A 25,868-nucleotide genomic window follows, 5' to 3' on the forward strand; every position below is an offset into this window, starting at 1 on the left:
ATTATGGCGCTTCGCATATGCTTCTTCTAAGCGGAATATGGCTTTTTGTCATACCAAAATGAAGGACTTCCTAAATGTAGTAATCAAATAATTGAACTTCTTTGCTTTGATATGAGCATTGCTTGGACTTACACAAAATAAATGCGTTTGCACAGACCGAAGAACAAGGGTGAAACAAGCTATTTCACTATTGTCGTGATACTTAGCCATAAGTACGTACAAGTAAGCCTATTCCAGCGCGTATATATCGTTACGCAAGCCCCAGACTGTGCTTAATTTGCTGCATTTGCTCTTGTAAACGCGCTTGAATATCGCATACCTGCTGGCTTGAGCTATTCACTTGCGCTTTCATTTGATCCATTTCTTCACTGAAGTTATCTAGCAATCCACTTTGTTGCTGCGCAATTTCCATAGCATGAGAGGCCACTTGGTTGGCATTTTGTGCACTTTGCGCCACCCCTTCAGAGTTGGTTTTTAACTTTTGTGCATGATTGGTTTGTAGCTCAGCATCTTCTGCCAGTGCAGAGATTTGTGTTGAAACCCGGCTGGAGTTTTCACCCAAGATATTGAGCTGTGCATTTATATCTGTTAACGAGTCTTGGGTTTGTTGTGCTAGCTTACGTACTTCATCGGCAACCACTGCAAACCCGCGTCCATGCTCACCTGCTCGCGCAGACTCAATGGCAGCATTTAGTGCTAATAAATTGGTTTGATCAGCGATATTGCGAATAATCTCGATGACCTTACCAACATCAGCCACGCCATTTAGTAGCTCATTTAAACTTTCCAAGCCCTCTTCTACACGCTGCTGATTTTTAGAGCTGGCATTGAGCATCGCATCAGCAAAGCTCACACTTTGATTCATGGCACTAAAAGTTTCGCTGGCGTTATCTGACACTTGGCTGTTTATATCACTCGCTTCGTTGCCTAGGCTTTTCACTTGCTCAAGCATAGTTTGAGTTTGCTCTACACGCGCGTAAGTGGTGTCTGATTGAGCACCGATCTTCGCTAAGTGATCACTCATTTGTTGCATAAACTCATTGATCACTTTGAGCATTTGCTCACGCTCTTGCGCTTCTGCACGTTGGCGCTCTATTAGCTGGTTAAAATAAGTGGCTATCTCACCGAGTTCCGTATTAGGATTTTTACTTTGAATGTTCTTTAAATCATTACTTTCAATCAAATACGCAAAGCCGTCTCGTAAATGACGCAGTGGTTGCAACACTTGATTACGCTGCATTAAATACATCCCTCCCGCGAGTAACATTAACAAACCAATGGCAATACCAAAAATAATCAACACGCGTTCCGACAAGGCATCTTGCTGCGTTTTTAATTGCTGCTCCGCTGACAGCATCACACCCGATACCTCTTTAATATCTGCTCGTAGGCTAAGAATGCCTGACTGGCGCTTTTTAGCCTGCGTTAATGTGGCTCTTAAATCACGCTCAAAGCGGTTTGGCCAACTATGTAGCTCAGCCTTGATCTCTTCCGCTAAGTCTTCTGCTTCAGCGCCAAAAAATAGCTCATCTTCATCAACCTCAGACATCACCCCTAAATTGTTTAAATTAGCTATTTGCTCAGCGAGTTGCTGTAAACGCAAAATCGTTTGCTGGAGGTTTTTTTCGGTATCTTCATCAAAGCTCATGACCAATTGATAGGTATAGATACTTAAGTTACTCACTTGCGCATAGTAATCAGCTGCCAGCTCGTAGTACTGGGGCGCCAAATCATGCTCTGATGCTTTTAATGTGTAATTGATAAGAGACGATGCAGAGCCTGCCATTTGCCTAAGTGCGTTATCAAGTAACGCCATTTCATTACCCGACAACTTTCCCAAGGCGCGATATTTACCATTGATATCGGTATCGAGTTGATCAAGCTGCATATGCATCTTTTCGCTCAACAAAGCGGGAAGCACATTCAAATATTGCTGTTTAATTTTTTTTATAAGGTCTGAAGATTGAATAAGATATTGCCCATCTCCAGTACTGAGGTAATCTTCAATGCTGCCTTCAAGGTCAATTAAAATGGTATTTTTAAGCTGTGTATAAGCCATGTTCTGGCTATCAAGGGCACTGAGCACCTGAGATGCCCATATTAGCACAGCAGCTAAAAACACACTGGCCGATGCCAATAATATTGCCAATAACCGAGTAAACGACGAAACACGCATATGCACAACCCTATAAAAATTAAGCGGGCGTAGAGTATTACTCTTTTATGACAATTTGATGTAATTTGCCTAAGCTTTAGCCGTCCAGATGTAAAACCATACTTTCATCGTATGCATACTGTACAGCAGGCTGCAACAAGGCTATTTCATTGCTGCTTTTACATAAACGTCAAAACGGTTTTTCTTTGTTTTAATCTGCATGCTGGGGGTTTTATTATTTAAAAAAGGCGCATAGTCAGGACGTTTCACTACAACGCGCTTTTGCGCAAGCTGATAGGCAAAATCAAGTAAGTTATCTGCATCGGTATCACTTCCTACAAGGTCTTGAAACACGCGCATTTCTTTTTTAACTAACGCTGATTTTTCACGATGTGGAAACATCGGATCGAGATAAACCACGTCAGGTTGAACTTCTGTGCTCGCTAATAGGTCATGGCTTGAACCAAATTGCATTTGCATATTTTGCTTCATCCACTGCCCAATTTCAGCATCTTGATAAGCACGCTGCAAACCATCATAAAGTAAAGCCGCAACAACAGGATGACGCTCGTGTAAAGTAACCTGACAGCCTAATGCTGCAAGTACAAACGCATCTCGCCCTAATCCTGCCGTTGCATCCAACACGTGCGGTGTTGCACCTTTATTTAAGCCAACCGCTTTTGCAATCGCTTGCCCTTTACCACCACCAAACTTGCGACGATGAGCTGCTGCGCCGGTCACAAAGTCAACAAGTACAGCGCCAAGTTTAGGCTCATCGGCTTTGATTAATTGCAAACCAAGCTCGTCATATATCAACTTAAACGTGGGGTTATCAATGTTATTTGACTGTGCAGCCCATTGCGCTAACGCAAAACGCTGTTCAAGTTCTGTCAGATAAGGGTGGTTTTCAACAAATGGGGTATGAATAAGCACTGCAAACTCCTGTGTTCATGCACCGCTAGTATACCTAAAGCACTTCGTGCTAAATAGCCTCTTGACTACATAAAGTTTTACAGCACACTCAGAGTTTTTAAAATAGCTCAATGTCGGTTTGCGCAGCTACCTCGTCTTCACCCCAAGGTTTGGCGATTTTATTTAAGCTTTCTGTGAGCTGATATCGCACTCGGGTGATTTCGTTTAACTTTGCTCTTATGATATTCAGCTCAAGATTTAAAAACTCAAAGTGCTCATGCAGTTTTTCAAGCTGAACAGCTTGATCGATAGGCAATTGACTGCGCATTTTGTGGGTTAACTCCATAAACTCCGTAACCTTAACGGCATGCTGCTCGTCTACACCATGTAACTGTTCACTAAGCTGCTCAAATGCAAAGCCAATTTCTTCCACTTTATTAAGCGCATCTTCACTGATTTCCATATCTTTGAGTTTTGCATTGGTGGCCTCTAAAATATGCGGCAGTAAGTCTTTATACCTGCCATACAAAGCAGGGTCATCGATAGGCATGTTTTTTACTAACAGCGATACTTTTGGGTAATTGATGATGGTACGCTTACCAAAGTCAACAAACCGACTACTATTACGGTGCTTTTCGAGTAGCTCCTGTTCGATAGGCTGAATCGTGCCATTATGAGAAAAAAACACCTCACTATCGTGATACCAAAACACTACTGCAACGTCTAATTGAAGTGGCACAAAAAATTCAAAAAAGTACTCACTTAACGAGGTAAGATCATGCGCGTGATATGACTGGCCAACATAGCGCATAATGCGCCCCATATCCCCAGAGTCAGTCATAGCAATTTCGGCCGTGACTTGGGCACGTTGCATATCTTGCTTTAATTGAAATGAACGCTGTCGGTAAGTATCAAGCACTTCAATACGCGCTAACAACTCCAAGCTTTCGAAAGGTTTAACAATATAATCTGCAGCCCCTGAGTTATACCCTTTCATTCTTTCGGAGAGACTGCCTTTAGATGATAAGAACATTACAGGCGTATCAGCTAACTGCTCCATGCTTTTCATTTTTTCGCACACTTCAAAACCATTCATACCGGGCATTTCTACATCAAGCAATATGATATCGGGTTGGTATTTTTGTGCTAAACGTATTCCTTCTTCGCCATTTTTTGCGTGTAGTAATCGACATGATGACGAGAGCGCTTCTTCAATAATGCAATGCGCTAACTTGTCATCGTCAATGGCCAACACCAACTTGCTCATATCGCTACCCTAATTCGCTCTATTCTTTAAAAAGCATAGACCTAGAAAACAAATTTGCGAACGCCAAACACAACAAAGGCACCAAATTAGGTGCCTTTGCCAGTTTTTATAAGCGCTTTATATGTTAAGCAGCACAGTTTATGCCGCTGTGGCGCAATAACGCATCCACTTGCGGCTCTCGGCCTCTAAAGCGAGTAAACAGCACCATAGCTGACTCAGAGCCGCCTTTTTCAAGGATATGCTCCATAAACTCACGGCCGGTTTGCTCGTTAAAAATACCTTCTTCTTCAAACTTAGAAAATGCGTCTGCTGAGAGCACCGCTGCCCATTTATATGAGTAATAGCCCGCGCTATAACCACCAGCAAAAATGTGGCTAAAGCTATGTTGAAAACGGTTAAACTCAGGCGCTTTAATTACCGCTGTTTTTTCGCGTACGGCGTTTAATATGCCCTGAATATTACACTGCGTGTTTGGCTTATAATCTGCGTGAATATGAAAATCAAACAAACTAAATTCAATTTGACGCAGCATTTGCATGGCAGATTGATAGTTTTTAGCGGCCAATAATTTATCCAATAACTCTTGTGGTAACGGCTCGCCGGTTTCATAGTGACCAGATATAATGCTAAGTGCTTCTTCTTCGTAGCACCAGTTCTCTAAAAACTGACTGGGTAGCTCTACCGCATCCCAAGCAACACCATTGATGCCCGCTACAGAGGCTGCATTGACTTGCGTTAGCATATGGTGAATACCATGACCAAACTCATGGAATAAGGTGGTCACTTCGTTATGGGTAAACAACGCAGGCTTATCGCCTACCGCTTTGTTAAAGTTACAAACCAAATAAGCCACAGGCGTTTGCAGCTGGCCGTTAGCACGCACTTTACGACCCATGCAGTCATCCATCCAAGCGCCACCGCGCTTATTTTCACGCGCATACAAATCTAAGTAAAAATGGCCTCGCAGTTCACCTTGCTTGTCATGAATCGCAAAAAAGCGTACGTCTGGATGATACGAATCAAACTCGTTGATTTCAGTGACTTTAATACCAAACAGGCGTTCAACGGTTTTAAATAAACCACTTAATACCCTGTTTGCAGGAAAATAAGGACGTAGCTGCTCATCAGAGACAGCATATTTAGCCTGTTTGAGCTTTTCTGAGTAGTAACCATAATCCCACGCTTCTAACTGCTCAATACCGTGTTGGCTCTTAGCAAACTCCACCAGCTCAGCCACTTCGGCTTGCGCTTGAGGCTTAGACTTTTCAGCAAGATCATTTAAAAAAGCAAATACTTGCTCTGGGGACTCGGCCATTTTTGTGGCCAGTGACTTGTGTGCATAGCTGTCAAAACCTAGCAACTGCGCTAACTCATGGCGCAGCGCAAGCTCTTCAGTCATTATCTCAGAGTTATCAAACTCATTGGCATTTGGGCCCTGATCTGAAGCTCTAGTGGCAAATGCACGATAGGCTTCTTCGCGCAGTTTGCGGTTATCCGCATAGGTCATAACGGGTAGGTATGATGGAAAATCAAGCGTAAACACCCATCCATCAAGGCCTTTTGACTCAGCAGTATGTTTAGCAAGTGCCAGCGCAGATTCAGGCAAGCCAGATAAATCAGACTCATCGGTAATGTGTTTTTGCCACGCTTGTGTAGCATCCATCACATTATTGCCAAATTTAGCGGCCAACTCAGATAAACGTACACTGATCTGACCATAGCGCTTTTGTTTTTCTTCGCTCAAAGCAATACCCGATAACGCAAAGTCTCTTAACTCGTTATCTATGGTTGTTTGCTGCGCAATACTCAACTGCGCAAACTCATCAGACTCTTTAATAGATTTATAAGCTTGGTATAAACCTTGATGCTGACCAACATACGTTGAATACTCTGAGAGCAATGGCAAACACTCATCATAGGCTTTACGCAGTGCATCGCAATTTACAACCGAATGCATATGAGAAACCGGCGACCACATACGAGATAGCTTATCGTCAGCTTCTTCAAGAGGAAGCACTAAATTTTGCCATGTAAATGTGTTGTTTTTTAATACTTCGTCAATGGTTTCACGACAATGAGCAATGGCTTTTTTTAATGCAGGAACAACATGCTCCGGCTGAATTTTAGAAAATGGTGGCAGGCCTTCTAGCCCAATTAATGGGTTACTCATAATTTTTCTCTATCGTTATTTCGGCTTATTGAGTTGAAATTGGGGCAAACGCCGCAATTACAAGTTAGACTGTTATTTTTTCCTACGTATCGAGGTCTACATTCCCAAAGCGTAGTGTATTTTTCAAGAATTTAAGAGGAAGTTATGGCTCAACATTTTGATTATATTGCCATTGGCGGCGGTAGTGGTGGTATTGCATCAGCAAATCGTGCAGCAATGCGCGGTGCTAAAGTGGCTTTAATTGAAGCAAAACACATGGGCGGTACTTGTGTAAACGTAGGATGCGTGCCCAAAAAAGTAATGTGGCACGGTGCCCAAGTAGCAGAAGCCATTAAACTCTATGCGCCAGACTATGGTTTTGATGTTGAGCTAAAAAACTTTGATTGGGCAAAACTGGTTGAAAGCCGCGAAGCGTATATTGGCCGTATCCACAAAGGCTATGAAGGCTACCTTGCCAAAAATGGCGTAACCGTGATCAACGGTTTTGCCAAATTTGTTGATAACCACACCGTTGAAGTGAACGGCGAACATTATACTGCTGATCATATCAGTATTGCCGTAGGTGGCCGCCCGAGTATTCCTAACATTCCTGGCGCTGAGTATGGCATTGACTCAAACGACTTTTTTGCACTGAATGAACAGCCTCGCCGTGTTGCGGTAATTGGCGCAGGCTATATTGCAGTTGAGTTGGCAGGTGTATTAAACAGCCTAGGCACAGAAACCCACCTGTTTGTGCGCAAACATGCCCCACTGCGTAGTTTTGACCCGCTAGTGGTAGAAACCCTAACGGAAGTCATGGAAAAAGAAGGTCCAACCCTACACACCCACGCAGTACCAAAAGAGCTGACTAAAGAAGCCGATGGCTCTGTGACTCTACATTTAGAAAATGGCCAATCGCATAGCGTAGACCAAGTAATTTGGGCCATTGGCCGAGAGCCAGTTACCGACCTCATCAACTTAGACGCCACCGATGTACAAACCAATGAACGCGGTTTTATTAAAGTAGATGAATACCAAAACACCTCAGTCAAAGGTATTTATGCCCTTGGCGATATAATGGAAGGCGGAATTGAGCTTACGCCGGTAGCCGTTAAAGCAGGCCGCATGTTGGCAGAGCGCTTGTTTAATCCCGAGCTGCCTGATGCAAAAATGGACTACAACCTAGTACCGACCGTGGTATTTAGCCACCCGCCTATTGGCACCATAGGCCTTAGCGAGCCACAAGCCATTGAGCAATATGGTAAAGACAACATTAAAGTGTATACCTCAACCTTTGCCGCCATGTACACCGCCGTTACCCAGCACCGCCAACCATGTAAAATGAAGCTTGTGTGTGCAGGCCCAGACGAAAAAGTAGTTGGCCTACACGGCATCGGTTTTGCGGTAGATGAGATGATCCAAGGCTTCGGCGTTGCCATGAAAATGGGCGCCACCAAAGCAGACTTTGACTCAGTAGTCGCGATACACCCGACGGGGTCTGAAGAGTTTGTCACAATGCGATAAGTAACACCAAGCGGCCATATTTAAAGTGTTGATATGGCCATTTCATTAAATTCATTGCTCAATCACTATGACTACATTCACCACACACCACAAACTCATAAACCCACCAGCTTTATTGAAAGTACTCAGAGGACTTGAGCGCATTCGTACTAAAAGCGAGGAAACGTTCATCAAAGAAATTGAACTTCTTAAAGCAAAAAATGATGAAGATTCGATAGAGAGGCTCAATTTCTTGGGAGCACTGTTTAATGAGCAAGATTACTCATCCCAAGAAATAAATGAACTGTTATGGCTTTTTGAACTTGAGCAAAACCCACAACTTATCAAAGTAATAAACTTAGAGCCTTTATTAGTCAACAATTTTTCGGAGTATGAACTAGCGCCGCTTATCAAGGCAGTGGCTGAGGAAGTTAACTACAAATACGACACTATTTTTATAGAGCGCTTTGAGCAAAAAGTTGCTTATCTACTACAAGATTCAGTTCATACCATTCTCGCACCCATCTTGTTTAAGTGGGAAAGCCTATTTCCTAAGAGCTTGTGCTACATTGAAGAAGAGTTGCAACAAGGCAACATTCAGCTGTCCGATAATTTTGTGCTTATCCCCGCACAAAGTGATCAAACTGCATTAGTAAAAGCGACCGATATTAAGCCAATCAGTCAAGAGCGCTTTGAACACTACCAAAGAACGAGCGGAGACGCCTTAACTAAATACGACATTCTAAAATTTGAGGTACAGTGTTATAGCGACAGAGATTGGGAGCTCGCAGTCCAAAAACTCAATTGGTTTATTTGGGTGTTTGACTTTTTTATGACGTATCACAATTTACAAGCCACGCTGTTGCCCAACAACACAAAGCGCTCGCCCATAAAGCATATTTTTTCAGTGAAAGGAGAGCACATTTTAAGGCACCCACTCAATACCAGTAATGTATTTCCTTTTCACAAGTCTTCAGATAATTTTTCTGTATTAACGACTGACCCTTTATTTAGTTTCATGTTAGACCGCTATGAAAAAGAGGAGTGTGAGATCCGTGGAAAGTTTTTTAATGGCTTACACTTTTTTTCTAAAGCTTTGAGAGAAGATGACGACATTCAAAATGTTTCTATGCTTCGTATTTGCCATCGAAGCAATTTGCAGTGTGAGTGACAAAAGAATTGTCGAGGGTTTAGCTAACTTTGTTTCCACCATAGACATGCCGTCACCAGCCGCCAAGCAGATGAAAAGCATATACAAAATACGTTCTAAAATAGTTCACCATGGTCAAACTTTTGTCGCTAGGAATGACATTAAACTAGCACAAATGCTCTCGCAGTCAGCCATTTACAAAGCAATGCACATTTATGACAAGCTTGTTCAAAAAAGTGGATCATTAAAGCGGAAAGACTGGAGCGATGCAGTACAAACTGGAGTCACTTAAATTGCCGTTAAAAACCGTATTTTGATGTTATTCCATTGGCTTGATTGAAAAAGCCAGTGGACTTACCATACCAAACGTTTGCTAAGCTGCACTCCCTACACTGCTCCGACATTTCAGTCTCAACTTAGTTGTTAAAAATGATAAAATTTTAAAACGCCTTCGTGAAATACCAAATAATTATCATTTTGAATGAATATGTATTTTGCCATTTTATATCTATTATCAACGACCGTTAACGCTGCCAATTTTCAAGTTTTTGATATACTCACCTCAAAAATAATGACTGATACACCTAACATAAAAAATGACCAATAGCATAGCGTAGACCAAATGATTAGGGCCATTGCCCGGTAGCCGTTAAAGCAGGCCGCATGTTGGCAGAGCTCTTGTTTAATCCTGAATTACATTCCGACATAGTCGCGCTTTACCCACAAAAATGCGCCATTTCGTAAAACGGTTAAACGTCGGATGGCGTTTCGCTTATGCCGACCTACCGCGCTGATAGTTGTTCGAAAAAGCCCCCTCACCTTTTTACGTTCAGTTCCACAAATGGCGCGTAGCTGTGGTTACTTGCCTTTATCATTCACTCCAACAAATAGGTTTTAATGAATGATAGGAAAAATAATGACTTTTAAAGACTTACACACTCAAACACATCCGTTGCTGCTTGGTAATGTGTGGGATGTGCCCAGTGCACAAATAGCCGAACAATTGGGGTTTGCAGCAATTGGTACATCCAGTGCAGCGATTGCAAATATGCTGGGAAAACAAGACGGTGAAGCGCTGCGCTTTGATGAGTTGCTTATCATCGTGACAGCCATTGCTCAGCACTCAAACTTACCTTTAAGCGTTGATATTGAAGCGGGTTATGCGGATTCGCCTCTAGAGGTTGCTAATAACATCATTAAGTTGGCTAAGCTGGGTGTAGTGGGCATTAATATTGAAGATAGCACGGTAGTAAACGGCCAACGAACACTGGTTGATGCAGAAGAGTTTGCACGCAAGCTCATCGCAATTAAGGCGCAGCTAACAGAGGCACAAGTCGACCTATTTATTAATGTGCGCAGCGATACTTATTTGCTTGGTGTTGAAAAACCGCTTGAAGCGAGTTTGCAAAGGGCTGCGCTTTATCAAGATGCAGGGGCCGATGGGTTGTTTTTGCCGTGCTTACATTTAGCCTGCGATATTCAAATAATAACAAGCGCAACAACGCTGCCAATTAATGTTATGTGCGTGCCCGAGTTGCTTGACTTTGCTACGTTAAAAACCCTTGGCGTAAAGCGCATCAGTATGGGTAACTTTGTTCATCAAGCCATGCTGAGCTCGCTGAAAGCAATTTTAACCGCCATCACCACGTCTGGCGCTTTTGCTCCGCTGTTTGATATTTAGGCACAAAACAACATTGTAAAACCAACTTTCCTCATGTAAGTTACCAAAAAAAATGACTAATCAGAGTTAGTACGCATAAGCCATGGGTACTTTACTTAAAAGCCAATGCCGTGAAAGCGAAAAAGAAGTAACGCGTGAATAACACCAAAGTGATCGCAATCAGTGGGATGTCGGGTTCGGGCAAAACCACTCAGGTAAAACAATTAGCTCGTCTATTTGATTGCCCATATTTATTGTTTGATGATTATTCAAACGAGTGCACTTATCCATGTGACATGGCGCAGTGGCTACGTGAGGGTACCAACGTATCTTTGATTAGCTCACCTGGTTTTGTTAATGCGCTACAACACTTAGTTGCGAGCAGTAGCCGCCCATTTGTGTTTGTGGAAGAGCCATTTGGTAAAGAGCGAGAGGCAACACGCACGCTCATCGATACTGTGATTTTATTAGATACACCCGCAGAGATATGCTTATCTCGAGTGATTAAAAGGCATATCGCCCATAATCACGCCAACGCTGCAACGTCTATTAATAAATATCTTGCTCAATACGACAGCCATTACAGAGAAATTTATATATCTGTAGTCAACCAAGTACGACAAAACGCTGATTTAGTTGTGAAAGACGTGATATCAATTGCAGACACAACACAATTCATCAGTGCTTGCTTAAGTAATAAATATTCAACAATTTAAATAATAACAAAAAGGAATATTCATTTTGAAACTACTGTTTTTAGTGCTGTTAACTTTAAGCACCTTTGCTAGCCACGGCGCTAACTTCTCAAAAGTAGACTTACCAAGCTCGCAATTTATGAGCGCACCACCGGAAATAACAATCGCCCTGCCCGCGTCGTACAAACAAGATAAGTCTAAACACTACCCGGTTTTATATCTTTTAGATGCCAAGCTCAATGACGAGTTGGTATTTGGCATGCTGCAAAGGCTGCATAGTTCAAACGGCGCTAACGAGCATATTATCGTGGGTATCGAAAGCCATGATAGGCTTAACGACTTTGCGCCTACCATCAACAAAGACCCTCGTGGACCCGTTGGCGCTGGAGGCGGGGCCGATAAACTGCTCGATTTTATACAGTCTGAGCTTATGCCTACAATCAATAAAAACTACCGAACCAAGTCGCACAACGTGATTGCAGGCCACTCTATTGCGGGCTTATTGGTGATGCACAGCTTTCACGCGCGCCCACACCTTTTTCAAGGTCATTTAGCATTTAGCCCCGCGGTTTGGTGGGGAGCAAGAGAAACCGCCAACGCAGCAAAGCAATACATGCACTCAAACAAAAAAGTAGGCAATTTTTTATATATGACTATCGGCAGCGAAGGCGGCGAGATGCGCCAAGTGTACGATAACTTATCACAAACAATTTTAAGAAACCGCTCGACCGATTTAGTGGTTCAGTTAGATACGTTCAATGATGAAGGCCACGACTTTACCATGGCTGCGGGTTTGTATAATGCGCTAAGAGCGCTGCACCTATATCAGCAAAATAATCGCCTCTAAAATACGCGTAATACACTGAGCTGAAGGGTTAACTTCAGCTAAGTTGTTACCCTTTTAGCCTAAGCGATACTGCGCTTGCCCGCCTTCAGTTGAGCTAAACTCACCTTGTGCATTTAGCCAATCATTGGGCGAGCTTGCTATCACTGTAAACTGGCTACTGGCAACGCCTGCCACAAACTGCCCGGTGTGCATTAAAGTGAGTTGATAGGACGTGCCGTTAATGCTGCCCTCTAGCATTTCAAAACCAGTAAAATGCGCATCGCCCTTGTCGTTGTATTTTAATTGATATTTAAGCGTGCTCTGACCCTGAATATCACCACTGTAGCTTTGCTTTACCAACGCCGTTTTTAAACCTGTCTGCTGTGCAAAGTCTGTATCGGGTATTTCTTGCCACTGTTGTATTTGTAGAGTGCCTGTTAATGTCATAATGCCTCCGAATGTGTCTTATCAATTAACCTTAACATTATCACCCTCTTCGCTTAGAGTATTGTAAAAACACGCCAGCAGAAATTATTGTGCAACAGTCTATTGTAGTTAACAAAACTAACATTACAGGGGTGATGCATCATACTCATAGTCAGCAATTTTATGAACTAAGACGCTATGTGCCTAGCGACGAGTTAGCGCATCTGGTAGAGCAGTTTTGGATAGTTGATTGGGCTTTACCCAAGGGGAAATTTCACGTTCAGCACAACCTGCCAGATCCCAATTTGCACCTCGTCTTAGATAACAATACGCTGTCGTTACTTGGTCCCATAAGCAAATCTTACAAATACACCATGCGTGGAGCCGGTCGGGTTATCGGCGTAAAGTTTGCACTTGCAGCAAATTTGTCAAAACACGGTATTGCCCCCCACCAATGTGTAGACAAACGCATTCTAGCGCGAGAAAAATTTGCGTTTGCAGCGCAGTTAACTCAACAGCTTATCGATGCAGATGATGATAACAGTATTGTAAACGCCCTAAGAGACGCTGTTAAACCTTTGTGTTTAGAGCGCACCGAGGCCCAACTAAGCATACAGCAGCTTGTAGCAATAATAAAAAACACCCCTGAAGTGACGCAAGTTGAGCAACTATCACAACGCTGTGGTATGTCGATACGCACACTGCAAAGACACTTTAAAGCGCACATTGGATTAAGCCCTAAGTGGCTAATTAGAAAGTATCGAATGCATCAAGTGTTAGCGTTATTAGAATCACAAACTAAGTCACTGACTGAGGTAGCAATGTGGTTGGGTTACACCGATCAAGCGCACTTTATTAAAGATTTTAAGCATTTTACGGGCGTAACACCCGCAGCTTATAGCCACGAGTGCTAGTACACCACCACGCAATTTCTGCCTTTTGCTTTGGCGTCGTACACTGCGTGGTCCGCTTCTTTTAAAGACTGGCTAAATGGTTTTGCTAAATTAACTTCACCCACCCCGCAACTGACCGTCACTTGAATATGATGAGTACCGCTTTCAATTATATGTTTTTCAACATGCCGTCGCAGGCGCTCTGCTACTTCCACCGCGCCCTCTACAGAAGTGTTCGGGAGTAAAATAATAAACTCTTCACCACCTAAGCGACATAGGCAGTCTTCTGTTCTCAGTGCTTGTAAACATTGCTGTGAAAATGCGCGTAACACCACATCACCAATTTCATGACCATAGCTATCATTAATCAACTTAAAATGGTCAATATCTATCATAACCACACTCAGCTGCTGGCCAGAGCGAATGTGTCGGCTGATCTCACGATGCGCATAATCCATCAAATAACGACGGTTTTTTAACCCTGTAAGCGCATCTTGAAAGGCCATTTCGGTGAGTTGTTGTTGTAAAGACCACAGGTCATTAACCAGTAGTCGACGGCTACAGCAATCAGCCATCATTTCAGCGTAAGCAATTTCAGCACTTTGCCAATATCGTTGCTCACCAGTGCCTTCAAAACACACCACACCATGTGGTATGCCATTTTTGAAAATCACGGTATCGAGCATAGTGGTAATATTATGCACATCAAGATAGCTTTCTTTGAATTCGCTGGTACGAGGATCAGTTGCAGCATCATTGGCGTCTATAGAAATACCGCTGGCGATTGCTTCGAAATAATTGGGAAACTCTTCACAAAGTAACTCAGGGTAGTCAATAACACTCTGATCATTTGGCCATTGTGTGCTTGCTACATTGATAAGTTTATTCGGTGCGGTAATGTCATCAAATAACCAAACAGACACATGTTCCACGCCAAGGGTATCTTTACCTTCATTGAGCAGATCTAACAAAAAGTTTTGGTAACTGCCCGATACATCTAACTCTTCAGAACTCATCCGTCTTAAGCGTTGAGTTACTTCACTGAGGTCAATAAACATAATAAGCCACTATTTTGATAAAACATTGGTACCTGTGAGCCATACCCACTTCTTATTAATAATACCTAAAATAAGGAACAAGTGGGTAATAATTTATACACAAATATTTTAAAAATAGTGGCGTTTTAGTAATGGTTACTTCATGTACTTTGATAAGTATTTTTTGAATACCGGATCAGTCTTAGCCAATGCCTTTTGCTCATCCAAAATACTTTGCAAAATAGTATGTGAGGTTAACGGGTTTGCAAGCACCACACGAAATACGACCGTTGGCTGAAAATCGTATTGCACCGGTGTTAAACGCGTTCTCGATACAAATGATATACCCGCTTCACGCTGGCGTTTTTGCATACTGGCGGTAAAACGATTCAAGGCTGCATAAATATCAATGCGCTCTTGCTCAGTGGCATTTTTGATGGCTTTGCGTATTTCTACAGGCACATAGCGGTACGTAAGCAAACACAATTCAGGCTGTGAAATAAGCTCAAAATCAGGATCTTGCTCGATCAAACTAGCAAAATACTTCGCTTTTTCGATGCCCTTATCAATGAGCATTTCGTAGCCTTTGCGCCCAATGACACGTAAACATGCATGCACAAGCATCGCCATGCCAGGGCGACTCCCTTCAAGCGTGTGGCTGCCTAAATCTTTGGAACCTTTACGTAAAATATATTCAGCATGGTGTTCTATGGCATCTGATGCGGCGGGGTCTTTAAACAACACCAAACCAGCCCCCATCGGCACGTACATTTGTTTATGCGCATCAATGGTGATTGAATCGGCACGTTCGATACCATCAAGCAGGTGGCGGTTGTTACCTGATAGCAACGTTGCCCCACCCCAAGCAGCATCAACATGAAAATGACATCCCAGCTCTTCACTGAGATCAGCCATTTCCTGTAATGGATCGATATTACCGGTTTCGGTTGTACCAGCAACGCCCACTAAGGCCAACACTTTGATCCCCTGCTCTTGAAGTTCCTGCGCTTTTTCACGCATTTTTTGCACATTTACTTTGTTGTTCGCGTCGGTTTCAATGGCAATAAAGTTATCTCGACCAAGGCCTAGCACATCAGCGGCTTTGCCAAGTGAGTAATGGCCACGTTCCGACACTAATACAGCTAACCCTTTGTAGCCATAATGTAGCATCGCAGCGACCATACCTTGCGCGGCAATGCCTTTAAACTGACCATCCGCTTTTAGCAAACGGTTACGCGCTATCCACAGCGCGGTAATATTAGCAACCGTTCCGCCTGAACAAAATGCCCCCAAAGAGGTGCTAGCGCTGTGCATCCACTTATCGTAGAACTTATCAGAAGCACCATAAGCTAGGTGGTGCATCATGCCCAGCACTTGCCTTTCGAGGGGGGTGAATGCTTTAGAAGTTTCTATTTTTACAAGGTTTTGATTTAAACCCACCATCAACTTAGACAGTGGCAATACAAAATGAGGCAGTGCAGATGTCATATGACCGATAAAACTTGGGGCGGCAGTATGCACGGAGTGCGCAACCAACTGCTCCATAATATCTTGTGCATAATCAGACACAAACATTGGTTCTTCTGGGATCACAGCAGACTGAAAGTCCTTCTCAATCTCGTGTAAGGGCTTTTCTATCGCTGCAATGTTCTCGTTTAAAAAACCTGCTAAGTTACTTGAGATCTCTAACTCTATTTTACTTAGAGTCGAGTCAGGCGCTTCTGGCACCGTAAAAATACGCATCAAACTTTCTTCAGAAGCGACAGCACAACGCTTTGGACCCATTACATTACCCAGTTAATTATGAACGGCCTACTTACCGCCCAAACACTTGTTATTTTGAAATGGCTAACTTTACTGCAAGTAAGCCACAATGTCTCCTACTGTAAGTCGAAAAATCACGATATGACCAAGTTAGTTATGACATTTTAATGGTTAAGACAAGACAATTCTCTGAAATTTGCACACCGCAAAGCCACATTAATACATTCAATACGCCTTCCAAGGCAGCATCCATTTTTACTTTAAAACCTTCTAGCACTTTGCAAAACAACAACATAAAATTGCCATAACATAGCGTTATAAAGTCTATCCAAATAATAAAAAGCTGACTAGACTAGATGGGCATACACCATTTGTGTGTTTTGCAATCACGTAGGACAATGTTTAAAATTCAGGAACGGATTGATTTAAAGGATAGTTATGTACCGAAGGACTTCGGCAATGGCTTGGTCGCTAATAGGGTTTTCATTATTTATTTCGAGCCTAGCGGGATATGTGGTTTACACGTACCAGTCGACACGCACAGCAATTATGGCTGAGATTGATGAACAACTTTTACGAGCAGCCAAAAGTACTCAGCTACTGGTTGGTGATGATTACCATGATCGCCTAAATACCATTAGCCCCCAAGAATTCCAGCACAAAAGCGCACAGCTTACCGCTTTAGCAAAAGCGATCGATGTAGAATACGTTTATACCATGGTGTACCAACCACCACATGTGCATTTTACGGCGTCAAGCTATACCAAATCTGATATTAAAAACAACAAACTAACTCAGTTTCTCGATCACTACAAAGAAGCAACAGCAATAAACAAAGCGGCCTTTCAATCTACTGAGCCTGTTTTTGAAGTCTCTAGAGATAAATGGGGGCACTTCAAAAGTATTTTTGTGCCTTATATATCGAGTAATGGTACAGCCTACATTGCAGGGGCTGATATGACTATTAACCAAGTAGATACTCTGCTGCAAGAAAGTGTGACTAAAGCCACCTTAACAGCTACTTTTTTCTTTTTTATCGCGGTATTGGTCTCAACATTTTATATTGCACTGTATCGAAAATCGATGAGCACCGACCCGCGTACCGGTTTTGCTAATAGAGTCGCGCTTGAGCGAGACTTAAGTAAAAAACAAGATCAACACCTCAGCTTGGCTATTATCTCTATTGATGAACTAGAAGACATCATTAGCTTTTACGGCACTTACGTTGGCGATAGAGTGTTACAAAAGGTGATGGAGTACTTTAAACCCATCACATCACCCCACCGAGTTTATCGCTTGGCTACCTCTAAACTTGTTATCATGAGTGATATCAAAGATGGAGAAGCATACTTAAACCGTATCATTGCCAGCTTTCCAAGCTCGAGCCCTATTTTAACTAAGCCACATTTGTATATCCAATTACATGCTGGTATTGCCACTGGAAATAAGTCTTTACTGCTAGAAAACGCCTCAATTGCATGCCGCCAAGCTAAGCAAGGAAAACAGTCAATATGCATGTTTAGTGTCGACAGCCAAGATGCGCGTTTAAAGCAAAAAAACCACTTGGCCATAGCCAATATTTTGCAAGATGCCTTTGTAGATAATCGTGTTGCTACCTACTTTACACCTAGAGTCGACCCCAAAACCCAGCAAGTGGTGCAGCATGGGTGTAGCGCTCGAATTGTAACCGAACAAGGCGCCATCTTAAAAACGGAGAGTTTTAGCGAAGTGGTACGCCAATCACGTCTACAAAGCCAGTTAACGCGCAATATTTTAACGCAGTGTATTGATCGTTTCAGAAAGTCAGGAACTGCGTGGAGCATAAAGCTAAGTTATCAAGATGCCACGGATCCGCAATTGTTGGATTTTATTGATCAAGAACTCAGACGCTACCCTCAGCCTCGTTTGATCACCTTTGAGCTTGATGAAAAAGACGTACTAGAACATTTTAATGCCATGGCTGTGTGTATTAATGTGCTTAAAAGCAAAGGCGTTAAAGTATCAATCAATGCGGTCAGCAGTGGGCTATTAACCGTTAGCCGCGTAATGAAGTTGAATATTGATATGATATTACTTGATGAAAGTAACACCACACACATTGCCGACGACGAGCAAGTTTTTGACTTTATCCAACATATTGCAAAGCTGTGTCACGATAAAGACATTATGTTGCTCGTGGCTGGGGTTGACTCTGAACAACAATATAGTCAACTTTCAAAGGCGGGCGTTGATCTGGTGGAGGGGCGCTATATTGCCAGTGCAGCCCCTCATTTATGTACTAAGCTAAGACAACTGAGCAACCAAGCGCGTGCTTGATTGACCACTGGCCCAGTATTTTCGCTCAAACGGTGTAATGGCCGTATCACTATGGTACGGCTCAACTGGCGTTGGATGACCTGCCAATTGTAACGCACGAGCAAACTCTTTTACGTATATATCCCAGTTACTGCGCACTTCAAGGCGCCCACCGAGTTTAACAATAAAAGGAAATACAGCTGCACCGTGCCAGCGGCGCTGCACATGCTTTGCTTTAGGCCAAGGGTTTGGATAAAACAGATAATGATGGGTAGGACGCCAGTTTGCCTCGACAGCTAACCGCCAAAAGTCATTTAAGTCTGCCTGCACCAACAGATATTGCCCTGATTCTGTTTGCTTATATTCAACATCGTGTTTGTCTAGTCGGTGAGCTGATTTATCAATCCCAATCACCAATGCATCAGGGTGTTGCTTAGCTAAGTTAGCCGTACTTTCACCAACCCCACAGCATGAATCTAAAACAATAGGCCCTGCAAATGCTTGCACACGTTCATTCACCTCATCAAAAGCACGTTGTGTGTGCTGTGCAATGGGTTTTTTAAACTCTGCACCAAGATGCTTATTTACGATGTCATCGATCTTGTCGTGCAAGCTCGGTTGGTTTGATACTATGCTTCTTGAATTTGCTTCACTCATCAATGGCGTAACCCTACTCCTCGGCGTATTAAACTCAACGCCAAGATAAATAACCCAGAAATAAACGCCAATAATACCGCAAATGCGACGTAAATGTTGACATCAGACACACCTAAAAAGCCATATCTAAAAGCATTAACCATATAAATAATCGGGTTTACCTGCGACACGCCTTGCCAAAACTCTGGTAACAAGGTGATTGAATAAAATACCCCACCTAAATAGGTCAGTGGCGTTAACACAAAGGTTGGAATGATACTGATATCGTCAAAGCTATTTGCAAATACCGCATTAATCAAGCCCCCTAGCGCAAATACTGCGGAGGTTAAAATGACCGTGGCAATGATCACCCCTAAATTATGAATTTGTATGTCGACAAAAAACAACGACACCAAGGTAACAATCAAACCCACCAACATACCGCGCGCCATGCCACCGCCCATATAGCCAAGTATAATGATGTAATTTGGCACTGGGGCCACGAGTAGCTCTTCAATGCTTTTTTGGAACTTGGTTGAATAAAAGCTCGATGCCACATTAGAGTACGAATTGGTGATCACCGACATCATGATCAAACCAGGCACAATAAATTCCATGTAACTAAAGCCGCCCATATCACCAATACGAGAACCAATTAAGCTACCAAAAATAACAAAATACAAAGTCATGGTGATCGCAGGCGGTACTAGGGTTTGAATCCAAATACGTAAAAAGCGAATACATTCTTTGATCCAAATGCTTTTTAGCGCAACGCTGTAACGACCTAAACTCATGATGCACGCCCCTGCTCTAATAGTCCCACAAATAGCTCCTCTAAACGGTTCGCTTTATTACGCATACTCAACACGGTATTGCCCTGTGCTGTGAGCTGCGTAAATACTTCATTTAACCCCTGCGATTTAGCCACTTCCACCTCAACCGTATGGTCATCAACCATCTTAAATGCATACCCTTCGATATTCACAGGTTGAATAGGAGATTTAAGGTCTAGTACAAAGGTTTCTTTATCCAATTTCGCAAGCAACGCCTTAATCGTGGTGTTCTCTACGATGATGCCCTTGTCGATAATCGCAATGTTTTTACACAACAGTTCAGCTTCTTCGAGGTAGTGCGTGGTTAGAATAATGGTCACGCCTTGTTTGTTTATTTCGCGTAAAAAATCCCACATTGAGCGGCGTAGCTCTATATCAACGCCAGCGGTTGGTTCATCAAGAATGAGTAGTTTTGGTTCATGCATTAACGCTCGGGCAATCATCAAGCGTCGCTTCATACCACCTGATAGAGTGCGTGCTTGCTTATCTTTTTTATCAAACAAACCTAGCTGTTTAAGGTATTTTTCAGCGCGCTCATGGGCCAATGCTCTTGGCACACCGTAATAACCTGCTTGATTGACTAAAATTTGATTTAAGGTTTCAAACTGACCAAAGTTGAACTCTTGTGGCACTAGACCAAGCTCAGATTTGGCATCTTCTAATGCCGTATCTATGCTATGTCCAAACACTTCTACTTTACCTTCGGTTTTGTTTACCAAAGATGATATTACACCTATGGTAGTCGACTTACCCGCGCCGTTTGGGCCAAGTAATGCAAAAAAGTCGCCCTGCTCTACTTGCAGGTCAATCCCTTTTACGGCTTCGACACCGTTTTTGTAGACTTTTTTCAAGCCTTGAATATTCAATGCAATCGTCATGTTATTGTTGTTCTCCATAACCCCAACGCTTAGTTAGAGTATGTTCAATATGTAAATGATCTAAAATTCGGGCCACCATAAAGTCGACCAAATCATTAATTGATTGAGGTTGATGATAAAACCCCGGCGCCGCTGGCATAATGGTGACACCGAGTTGACTCAGTTTGAGCATATTTTCGAGGTGGATCGAGCTAAACGGGGTTTCTCTGGGTACTAAAATAAGTTGCCCACGTTCTTTGATCACCACATCAGCCGCACGTTCTAGTAAGTTATCTGATGCCCCCATTGCAATGGCAGATACGCTCCCTGCACTACACGGGCATACCACCATTTTTTTAGGCGCAGCAGAGCCTGAGGCAACAGGGCTAAACCAATTGTCTTTGCCAAATACTTGGATTTGTTCAGGCTGCGCATTAAACAGCTCGCTGAGCTGCTCTGTGGCTTTTTGCTCGTTGCCCGAGAGCTTAATATTTGATTCGGTATCAAGTACTACCCTTGCTGCGCTTGAGATCAATACAAACACTTGGTAGTTCATTGCTACCAAAACCTCTAAAAGGCGCAGCCCATATGGTGCGCCTGATGCACCACTGAATGCCAAAGTAATTGCTGGTTTAAAGTTGTTCACTCGTTTGCCTTTGAATTAAGTTCAATATTTATGCGTTAGCCTTAAGCGCACTTAACAATTTTTGGTGTAATCCTTCAAAACCACCGTTGCTCATAATAAGGATGTGTTGCCCAGGTTGGGCCTTTGCGCATACCGTTGCAATAATTTCGTCGGTGCTATCAAAGCATACTCTGCCCGCTTTGCTTGCTTGATCTTTCAATGACCAACCAAGACCTTGCGGTTCAAACAAATACGCTTCGTCTGCTTCGCTTAAAGACTCCAGCAAGGTATGCTGATGCACGCCCATTTTCATGGTATTTGAGCGAGGTTCTAAGATTGCAATCACCGGTTTATCGCCGACTTTAGCCTTTAGGCCCGCAAGCGTGGTTTTAATGGCCGTGGGGTGATGGGCAAAATCGTCATACACAAACACGCCATTTGCTTCACCGAGTAATTCCATGCGACGTTTAGGCGATTTAAATTCGCGCAACGCATCAATACTAACAGACACAGGAATCCCCACGTGGCGTGCTGCAGCAATTGCCATCAAGGCATTTTTTACATTGTGTTCGCCAATCGCTGACCAATTCACAACGCCTTCAAGTTGGCCGGCTAAATACACCTCAAATTGTGAGCCATCACGCTCTAGTAACTTATACGTCCAATCGCCGTTTAAGGTTTCTTGCTGGCTCCAAAAGCCGCGTTTAATAACCTCAACCAGTGGCGCGTCATCGGCTGGATAAATTGCTTTACCTTGACTTGGTAAGGTACGTAGTAAGTGATTAAACTGAGTCTGAATGGCATCCAAGTCTTTAAAAATATCCGCATGATCAAACTCTAAATTATTCATGATCAGGGTGCGCGGTAAGTAGTGTACAAATTTGCTACGCTTGTCAAAAAACGCGGTGTCGTACTCGTCTGCTTCAATTACAAAAAATGGGGTATCGCTGACTCGGGCAGACACGCCAAAGTTTTGTACTATGCCACCTATCAAGAATCCAGGGCGCAAGCCTGCATAGTCTAATAACCAAGCCAGCATACTCGCCGTAGTAGTTTTACCATGCGTACCCGCAACCGCCAGCACCCATGATTTTTGTAATAGATTGTGCTTTAACCACTCGGGCCCCGAGGTGTACGGCAAGCCTTTTTCGAGCACATACTCAACGCAAGAGTTACCACGGCTCATGGCATTACCGATGATCACCATATCGGGCGCGGGATCTAACTGCTTTGGATCATATCCTGAGGTAAGCTCAATACCCAAAGATTCTAACTGGGTGCTCATTGGCGGATACACATTTTGATCAGAGCCTGTCACCCGATAACCCAAAGACTGAGCAATAGCAGCTATCCCCCCCATAAACGTGCCACAAATACCTAAAATATGAATATGAGTTTGTTTTTTATCCTGACTTGCCATGAAAATAATGTGCCTTATTAAGTGTAATACCACGGTTGGCGCGATGCCTACTATGCCAAATTTGCGCGCAATAGACCAATCATAACAGCTGTGCGCTATGGGCAATAATACCCAATCATACTGAACTTTTAATGAGCCAACGCGTGATAAAAAAAATGCCAGTCGCAGACTGGCATTTTTTATAATCTAGTAACTTATCGCTTAAGCAACACCGTATTGATCACGGTACGCTTTCACCGCTTCTAAGTGTTCACTCATGCTGCCTTGCTCTTCAAGGTAAGTAATTAAATCAGCCAATTTTACAATTGAAACCACTTTAGTATTAAAATCGCGTTCAACTTCTTGAATCGCCGACAGCTCAGCCTTGCCTTTTTCTTGGCGGTCAAGCGCAATTAATACACCAGACAAGTCAGCACCCGCTGCAGCAATGATCTCCATTGACTCACGGATTGCTGTGCCTGCGGTGATCACATCATCAACCAACATAATACGGCCTTCAAGCGCAGAGCCCACCAGCGAGCCACCTTCACCGTGTTGCTTTTTCTCTTTACGATTAAAGCAATAAGGCACATCTTTGTTGTAGTGATCCGCAAGTGCTACTGCTGTTGTGGTTGCAATAGGAATACCTTTGTATGCAGGGCCAAACAATACATCGTACTCAATGCCAGCATCTTCAAGCGCTGCAGCATAAAAGCGCCCTAAACGCGCCAAATCACGACCAGTATTAAATAATCCGGCATTGAAAAAGTAAGGGCTAGTACGACCCGACTTTAACGTAAACTCACCAAACTTAAGCACCTGCTTTTCAAGGGCAAATTCAATAAACTCTTTTTGATATGCTTTCATTTCTTACCTATTAAAACGATTACTGAGCAAACTTATGCAAGTGCTTTCTTTTGTAAATCAATGATCTCGCGAATTGAGTGTTTAGCAAGCTCTAGTAGCTCATCTAACTCTTCAAACGAGAATGGTTCACCTTCGGCGGTACCTTGTACTTCAATCAGTTTACCCGTCTCGGTCATGATCACGTTCATGTCGGTTTCGGCTTCTGAGTCTTCTAGGTACTCAAGATCGGTGATTGCTTCACCGTTGTATACACCAACAGAAATAGCCGCAATCATAAATTTAAGTGGGTTGGTGTTGATCATCCCCTTGGCACGCATATGTGTAAGCGCATCGACCAACGCCACACAAGCACCACTGATAGAGGCAGTACGTGTGCCACCGTCGGCTTGTAGAACATCACAATCGATTGTAATGGTATTTTCGCCAAGCGCTTTTAAGTCAACGGCTGCACGCAATGCACGAGCTATTAAACGTTGGATTTCCATAGTACGACCGCCTTGCTTACCTTTAGCAGCTTCGCGGTTGTTACGAGTATGAGTTGAACGCGGTAACATACCATACTCAGCGGTGATCCAGCCTTTACCTTGACCTTTCATAAAGCGCGGTACACCCGCTTCAACAGTGGCAGTACACAGTACTTTGGTGTTGCCAAACTCCACTAATACCGACCCTTCGGCGTGCATTGTGTAGTTACGAGTAAATGTTACAGGTCTAATTTGGTTTGCTGTTCTTTCGCTTGGACGCATCCACGTTCCCCTAAAGTCAAAGTTTTGCCTATTATAATGGCTCAACCGATACGATGCCATGCGTTAACCAATAAATAGTTGTAGTAAACGTTGATTATTTTGGTAAATATTTGGGCTGTCGCCCTGTGCGCTTTATAAGCTATAATGGCGACAGCCAATTTTGTTAATAGATTAGGAACTTTACATGATCCATAGTATGACCGCCTACGCACGCCGAGAAGTAAAAGGTGAATGGGGCACTGGGGTTTGGGAAATTCGCTCGGTTAACCAGCGTTACCTTGAGACCTTTATCCGCGCACCTGAGCAATTCCGTGCCATGGAGCCAGTTGTACGAGAGCGCCTGCGCAAGCACTTGCAGCGTGGCAAGGTTGAAGTGTACTTAAAGTTTACCGCTAATCCTGCTCATGTTGGTGAGCTATCTATTAACGAAACACTGGCAGAGCAATTAATTAAAAGTGCTAAGTGGGTGCAACAGCACAGCCAAGGCGACATCAACCCAGTTGATATTTTGCGCTGGCCAGGTGTGATGGAAGCCCAAGAAATTGATTTAGATACCGTAAATGGCGAGCTTTTAAAAGGCTTTGACGAATTAGTTGAAGACTTTAAAGCAGCACGTGCCAGCGAAGGTGAAAACCTAGAAACCATGATCACCACCCGCCTAGATGCAATTTTAGAGCAAGTGGCCATTGTTGAAGGTCATATGCCAGAAGTGAACAAATGGCAGCGCGAAAAACTCACCGCCAAGCTTGAAGAACTGAAAGCCGAGATTGACGAAAACCGCCTAGAGCAAGAGCTAATCTACCTTGCGCAAAAGCAAGACGTAGCCGAAGAGCTAGACCGCTTAAAGTCGCACGTAAAAGAAACCCACAAAATCTTGAAAAAAGGCGGCGCCTGCGGCCGTCGTTTAGACTTTATGATGCAAGAGTTCAACCGCGAGTCGAACACTCTAGCGTCTAAGTCAATCAACACCGAGATCACCACCGCAGCGGTAGAGTTGAAGGTGTTAATTGAGCAAATGCGTGAGCAAATTCAGAATATTGAATAAAACTCACTAGCGCTCAAAAACACTCATAAACACATGAAAAACCTCGTTTTATAGCGAGGTTTGTTTTTTATTGTTCCGTATTTTTTCATTCTGTTTCATCCAATTGGTGAGTATTGTGGTGAGTATTT

At 43.2% G+C, this 25,868-nt stretch carries 23 protein-coding genes; 9 read left to right on the top strand and 14 right to left on the bottom strand.

The features are described 5' to 3' along the window. Nucleotides 1-250: 250 nt before the first annotated feature. The 4 genes from HG263_RS14165 to prlC all read right to left on the bottom strand — a co-directional run bounded on the left by HG263_RS14165 (nt 251) and on the right by prlC (nt 6,504). The gene (locus HG263_RS14165) at nt 251-2,176 is read right to left on the bottom strand and encodes a methyl-accepting chemotaxis protein (protein WP_171626744.1); all 1,926 of its coding nucleotides are present in this window, start codon (nt 2,174-2,176) and stop codon (nt 251-253) included. Nucleotides 2,177-2,317: 141 nt separating this feature from the next. Next, on the bottom strand, nt 2,318-3,088 hold the full coding sequence (locus tag HG263_RS14170; protein WP_171626745.1) for a class I SAM-dependent methyltransferase: 771 nt from the start codon (nt 3,086-3,088) through the stop codon (nt 2,318-2,320). 97 nt (nt 3,089-3,185) lie between these two features. Further along, nucleotides 3,186-4,334, bottom strand: a complete 1,149-nt coding sequence (locus HG263_RS14175; protein WP_171626746.1) for a response regulator — start codon at nt 4,332-4,334, stop codon at nt 3,186-3,188. A 124-nt stretch (nt 4,335-4,458) separates the two neighbouring features. Continuing rightward, nucleotides 4,459-6,504, bottom strand: a complete 2,046-nt coding sequence (prlC, locus tag HG263_RS14180) for an oligopeptidase A (RefSeq protein ID WP_171626747.1) — start codon at nt 6,502-6,504, stop codon at nt 4,459-4,461. A gap of 144 nt (nt 6,505-6,648) precedes the next feature. On the opposite strand from prlC, the gene gorA reads away from it, so the two are divergent. From gorA to HG263_RS14210, 6 genes are all read left to right on the top strand, one after another. Beyond that, nucleotides 6,649-8,007, top strand: a complete 1,359-nt coding sequence (gene gorA, locus HG263_RS14185) for a glutathione-disulfide reductase (RefSeq protein ID WP_171626748.1) — start codon at nt 6,649-6,651, stop codon at nt 8,005-8,007. Nucleotides 8,008-8,074: 67 nt separating this feature from the next. Beyond that, complete coding sequence (locus tag HG263_RS14190; protein ID WP_171626749.1) at nt 8,075-9,157, top strand: hypothetical protein; 1,083 nt, start codon at nt 8,075-8,077, stop codon at nt 9,155-9,157. Continuing rightward, nucleotides 9,150-9,428: a hypothetical protein gene (locus HG263_RS14195; RefSeq protein ID WP_343043995.1), complete on the top strand. Its 279-nt coding sequence runs from the start codon at nt 9,150-9,152 to the stop codon at nt 9,426-9,428. The genes HG263_RS14190 and HG263_RS14195 overlap by 8 nt, the downstream gene beginning before the upstream one ends. 624 nt (nt 9,429-10,052) lie before the next feature. Continuing rightward, the gene (locus HG263_RS14200; RefSeq protein WP_171626751.1) at nt 10,053-10,817 is read left to right on the top strand and encodes an isocitrate lyase/PEP mutase family protein; all 765 of its coding nucleotides are present in this window, start codon (nt 10,053-10,055) and stop codon (nt 10,815-10,817) included. Between the two features lie 134 nt (nt 10,818-10,951). Then, nucleotides 10,952-11,512 carry a nucleoside/nucleotide kinase family protein gene (locus HG263_RS14205; protein WP_171626752.1) on the top strand — a complete coding sequence of 187 codons (561 nt, stop codon included), beginning with the start codon at nt 10,952-10,954 and terminating at the stop codon, nt 11,510-11,512. 25 nt (nt 11,513-11,537) lie between these two features. After that, nucleotides 11,538-12,338, top strand: a complete 801-nt coding sequence (locus HG263_RS14210; protein WP_246239974.1) for an alpha/beta hydrolase — start codon at nt 11,538-11,540, stop codon at nt 12,336-12,338. Between the two features lie 54 nt (nt 12,339-12,392). Here the strand turns inward: HG263_RS14210 and HG263_RS14215 are convergent, their stop codons facing one another. Further along, complete coding sequence (locus tag HG263_RS14215; RefSeq protein ID WP_171626753.1) at nt 12,393-12,764, bottom strand: DUF3224 domain-containing protein; 372 nt, start codon at nt 12,762-12,764, stop codon at nt 12,393-12,395. 89 nt (nt 12,765-12,853) lie between these two features. Here HG263_RS14215 and HG263_RS22595 point away from each other — a divergent pair, with 89 nt between their 5' ends. Next, nucleotides 12,854-13,657, top strand: coding sequence for a helix-turn-helix domain-containing protein (locus HG263_RS22595; RefSeq protein ID WP_171626754.1), 804 nt, complete (start codon nt 12,854-12,856; stop codon nt 13,655-13,657). On the opposite strand, the gene HG263_RS14225 is transcribed toward HG263_RS22595, so the two are convergent. Both HG263_RS14225 and panP read right to left on the bottom strand, forming a co-directional pair. After that, nucleotides 13,654-14,694: a sensor domain-containing diguanylate cyclase gene (locus tag HG263_RS14225; RefSeq protein ID WP_171626755.1), complete on the bottom strand. Its 1,041-nt coding sequence runs from the start codon at nt 14,692-14,694 to the stop codon at nt 13,654-13,656. The two genes, HG263_RS22595 and HG263_RS14225, sit on opposite strands and share 4 nt — an antisense overlap. 135 nt (nt 14,695-14,829) lie before the next feature. Continuing rightward, entirely contained in the window at nt 14,830-16,458 is a 1,629-nt protein-coding gene (gene panP, locus HG263_RS14230) for a pyridoxal-dependent aspartate 1-decarboxylase PanP (RefSeq protein WP_171626756.1), read from the bottom strand. 438 nt (nt 16,459-16,896) lie between these two features. On the opposite strand from panP, the gene HG263_RS14235 reads away from it, so the two are divergent. Beyond that, entirely contained in the window at nt 16,897-18,753 is a 1,857-nt protein-coding gene (locus HG263_RS14235) for a bifunctional diguanylate cyclase/phosphodiesterase (protein ID WP_246239975.1), read from the top strand. Here the strand turns inward: HG263_RS14235 and trmB are convergent. The 7 genes from trmB to rph form a co-directional block, all read right to left on the bottom strand. Continuing rightward, nucleotides 18,721-19,389: a tRNA (guanine(46)-N(7))-methyltransferase TrmB gene (gene trmB, locus HG263_RS14240; RefSeq protein ID WP_171626758.1), complete on the bottom strand. Its 669-nt coding sequence runs from the start codon at nt 19,387-19,389 to the stop codon at nt 18,721-18,723. The genes HG263_RS14235 and trmB overlap by 33 nt on opposite strands. Next, nucleotides 19,389-20,162: an ABC transporter permease gene (locus tag HG263_RS14245; protein ID WP_171626759.1), complete on the bottom strand. Its 774-nt coding sequence runs from the start codon at nt 20,160-20,162 to the stop codon at nt 19,389-19,391. Before HG263_RS14245 ends, trmB begins: the two co-directional genes overlap by 1 nt. Beyond that, complete coding sequence (locus HG263_RS14250) at nt 20,159-21,079, bottom strand: ABC transporter ATP-binding protein (protein ID WP_171626964.1); 921 nt, start codon at nt 21,077-21,079, stop codon at nt 20,159-20,161. The genes HG263_RS14245 and HG263_RS14250 overlap by 4 nt, the downstream gene beginning before the upstream one ends. Before the next feature lies 1 nt (nt 21,080). Next, nucleotides 21,081-21,704, bottom strand: a complete 624-nt coding sequence (locus HG263_RS14255; protein ID WP_171626760.1) for a UbiX family flavin prenyltransferase — start codon at nt 21,702-21,704, stop codon at nt 21,081-21,083. 28 nt (nt 21,705-21,732) lie between these two features. Further along, complete coding sequence (mpl, locus tag HG263_RS14260) at nt 21,733-23,103, bottom strand: UDP-N-acetylmuramate:L-alanyl-gamma-D-glutamyl-meso-diaminopimelate ligase (RefSeq protein WP_171626761.1); 1,371 nt, start codon at nt 23,101-23,103, stop codon at nt 21,733-21,735. A 201-nt stretch (nt 23,104-23,304) separates the two neighbouring features. Beyond that, the gene (gene pyrE, locus HG263_RS14265; protein ID WP_171626762.1) at nt 23,305-23,949 is read right to left on the bottom strand and encodes an orotate phosphoribosyltransferase; all 645 of its coding nucleotides are present in this window, start codon (nt 23,947-23,949) and stop codon (nt 23,305-23,307) included. 32 nt (nt 23,950-23,981) lie between these two features. Then, entirely contained in the window at nt 23,982-24,695 is a 714-nt protein-coding gene (rph, locus tag HG263_RS14270; RefSeq protein ID WP_171626763.1) for a ribonuclease PH, read from the bottom strand. A gap of 184 nt (nt 24,696-24,879) precedes the next feature. Here rph and HG263_RS14275 point away from each other — a divergent pair, with 184 nt between their 5' ends. Then, on the top strand, nt 24,880-25,740 hold the full coding sequence (locus tag HG263_RS14275) for a YicC/YloC family endoribonuclease (RefSeq protein ID WP_171626764.1): 861 nt from the start codon (nt 24,880-24,882) through the stop codon (nt 25,738-25,740). Nucleotides 25,741-25,868 lie beyond the last annotated feature (128 nt).

The sequence above is a fragment of the Pseudoalteromonas caenipelagi genome, assembly GCF_013140855.1.
GTDB lineage: Bacteria > Pseudomonadota > Gammaproteobacteria > Enterobacterales > Alteromonadaceae > Pseudoalteromonas > Pseudoalteromonas caenipelagi.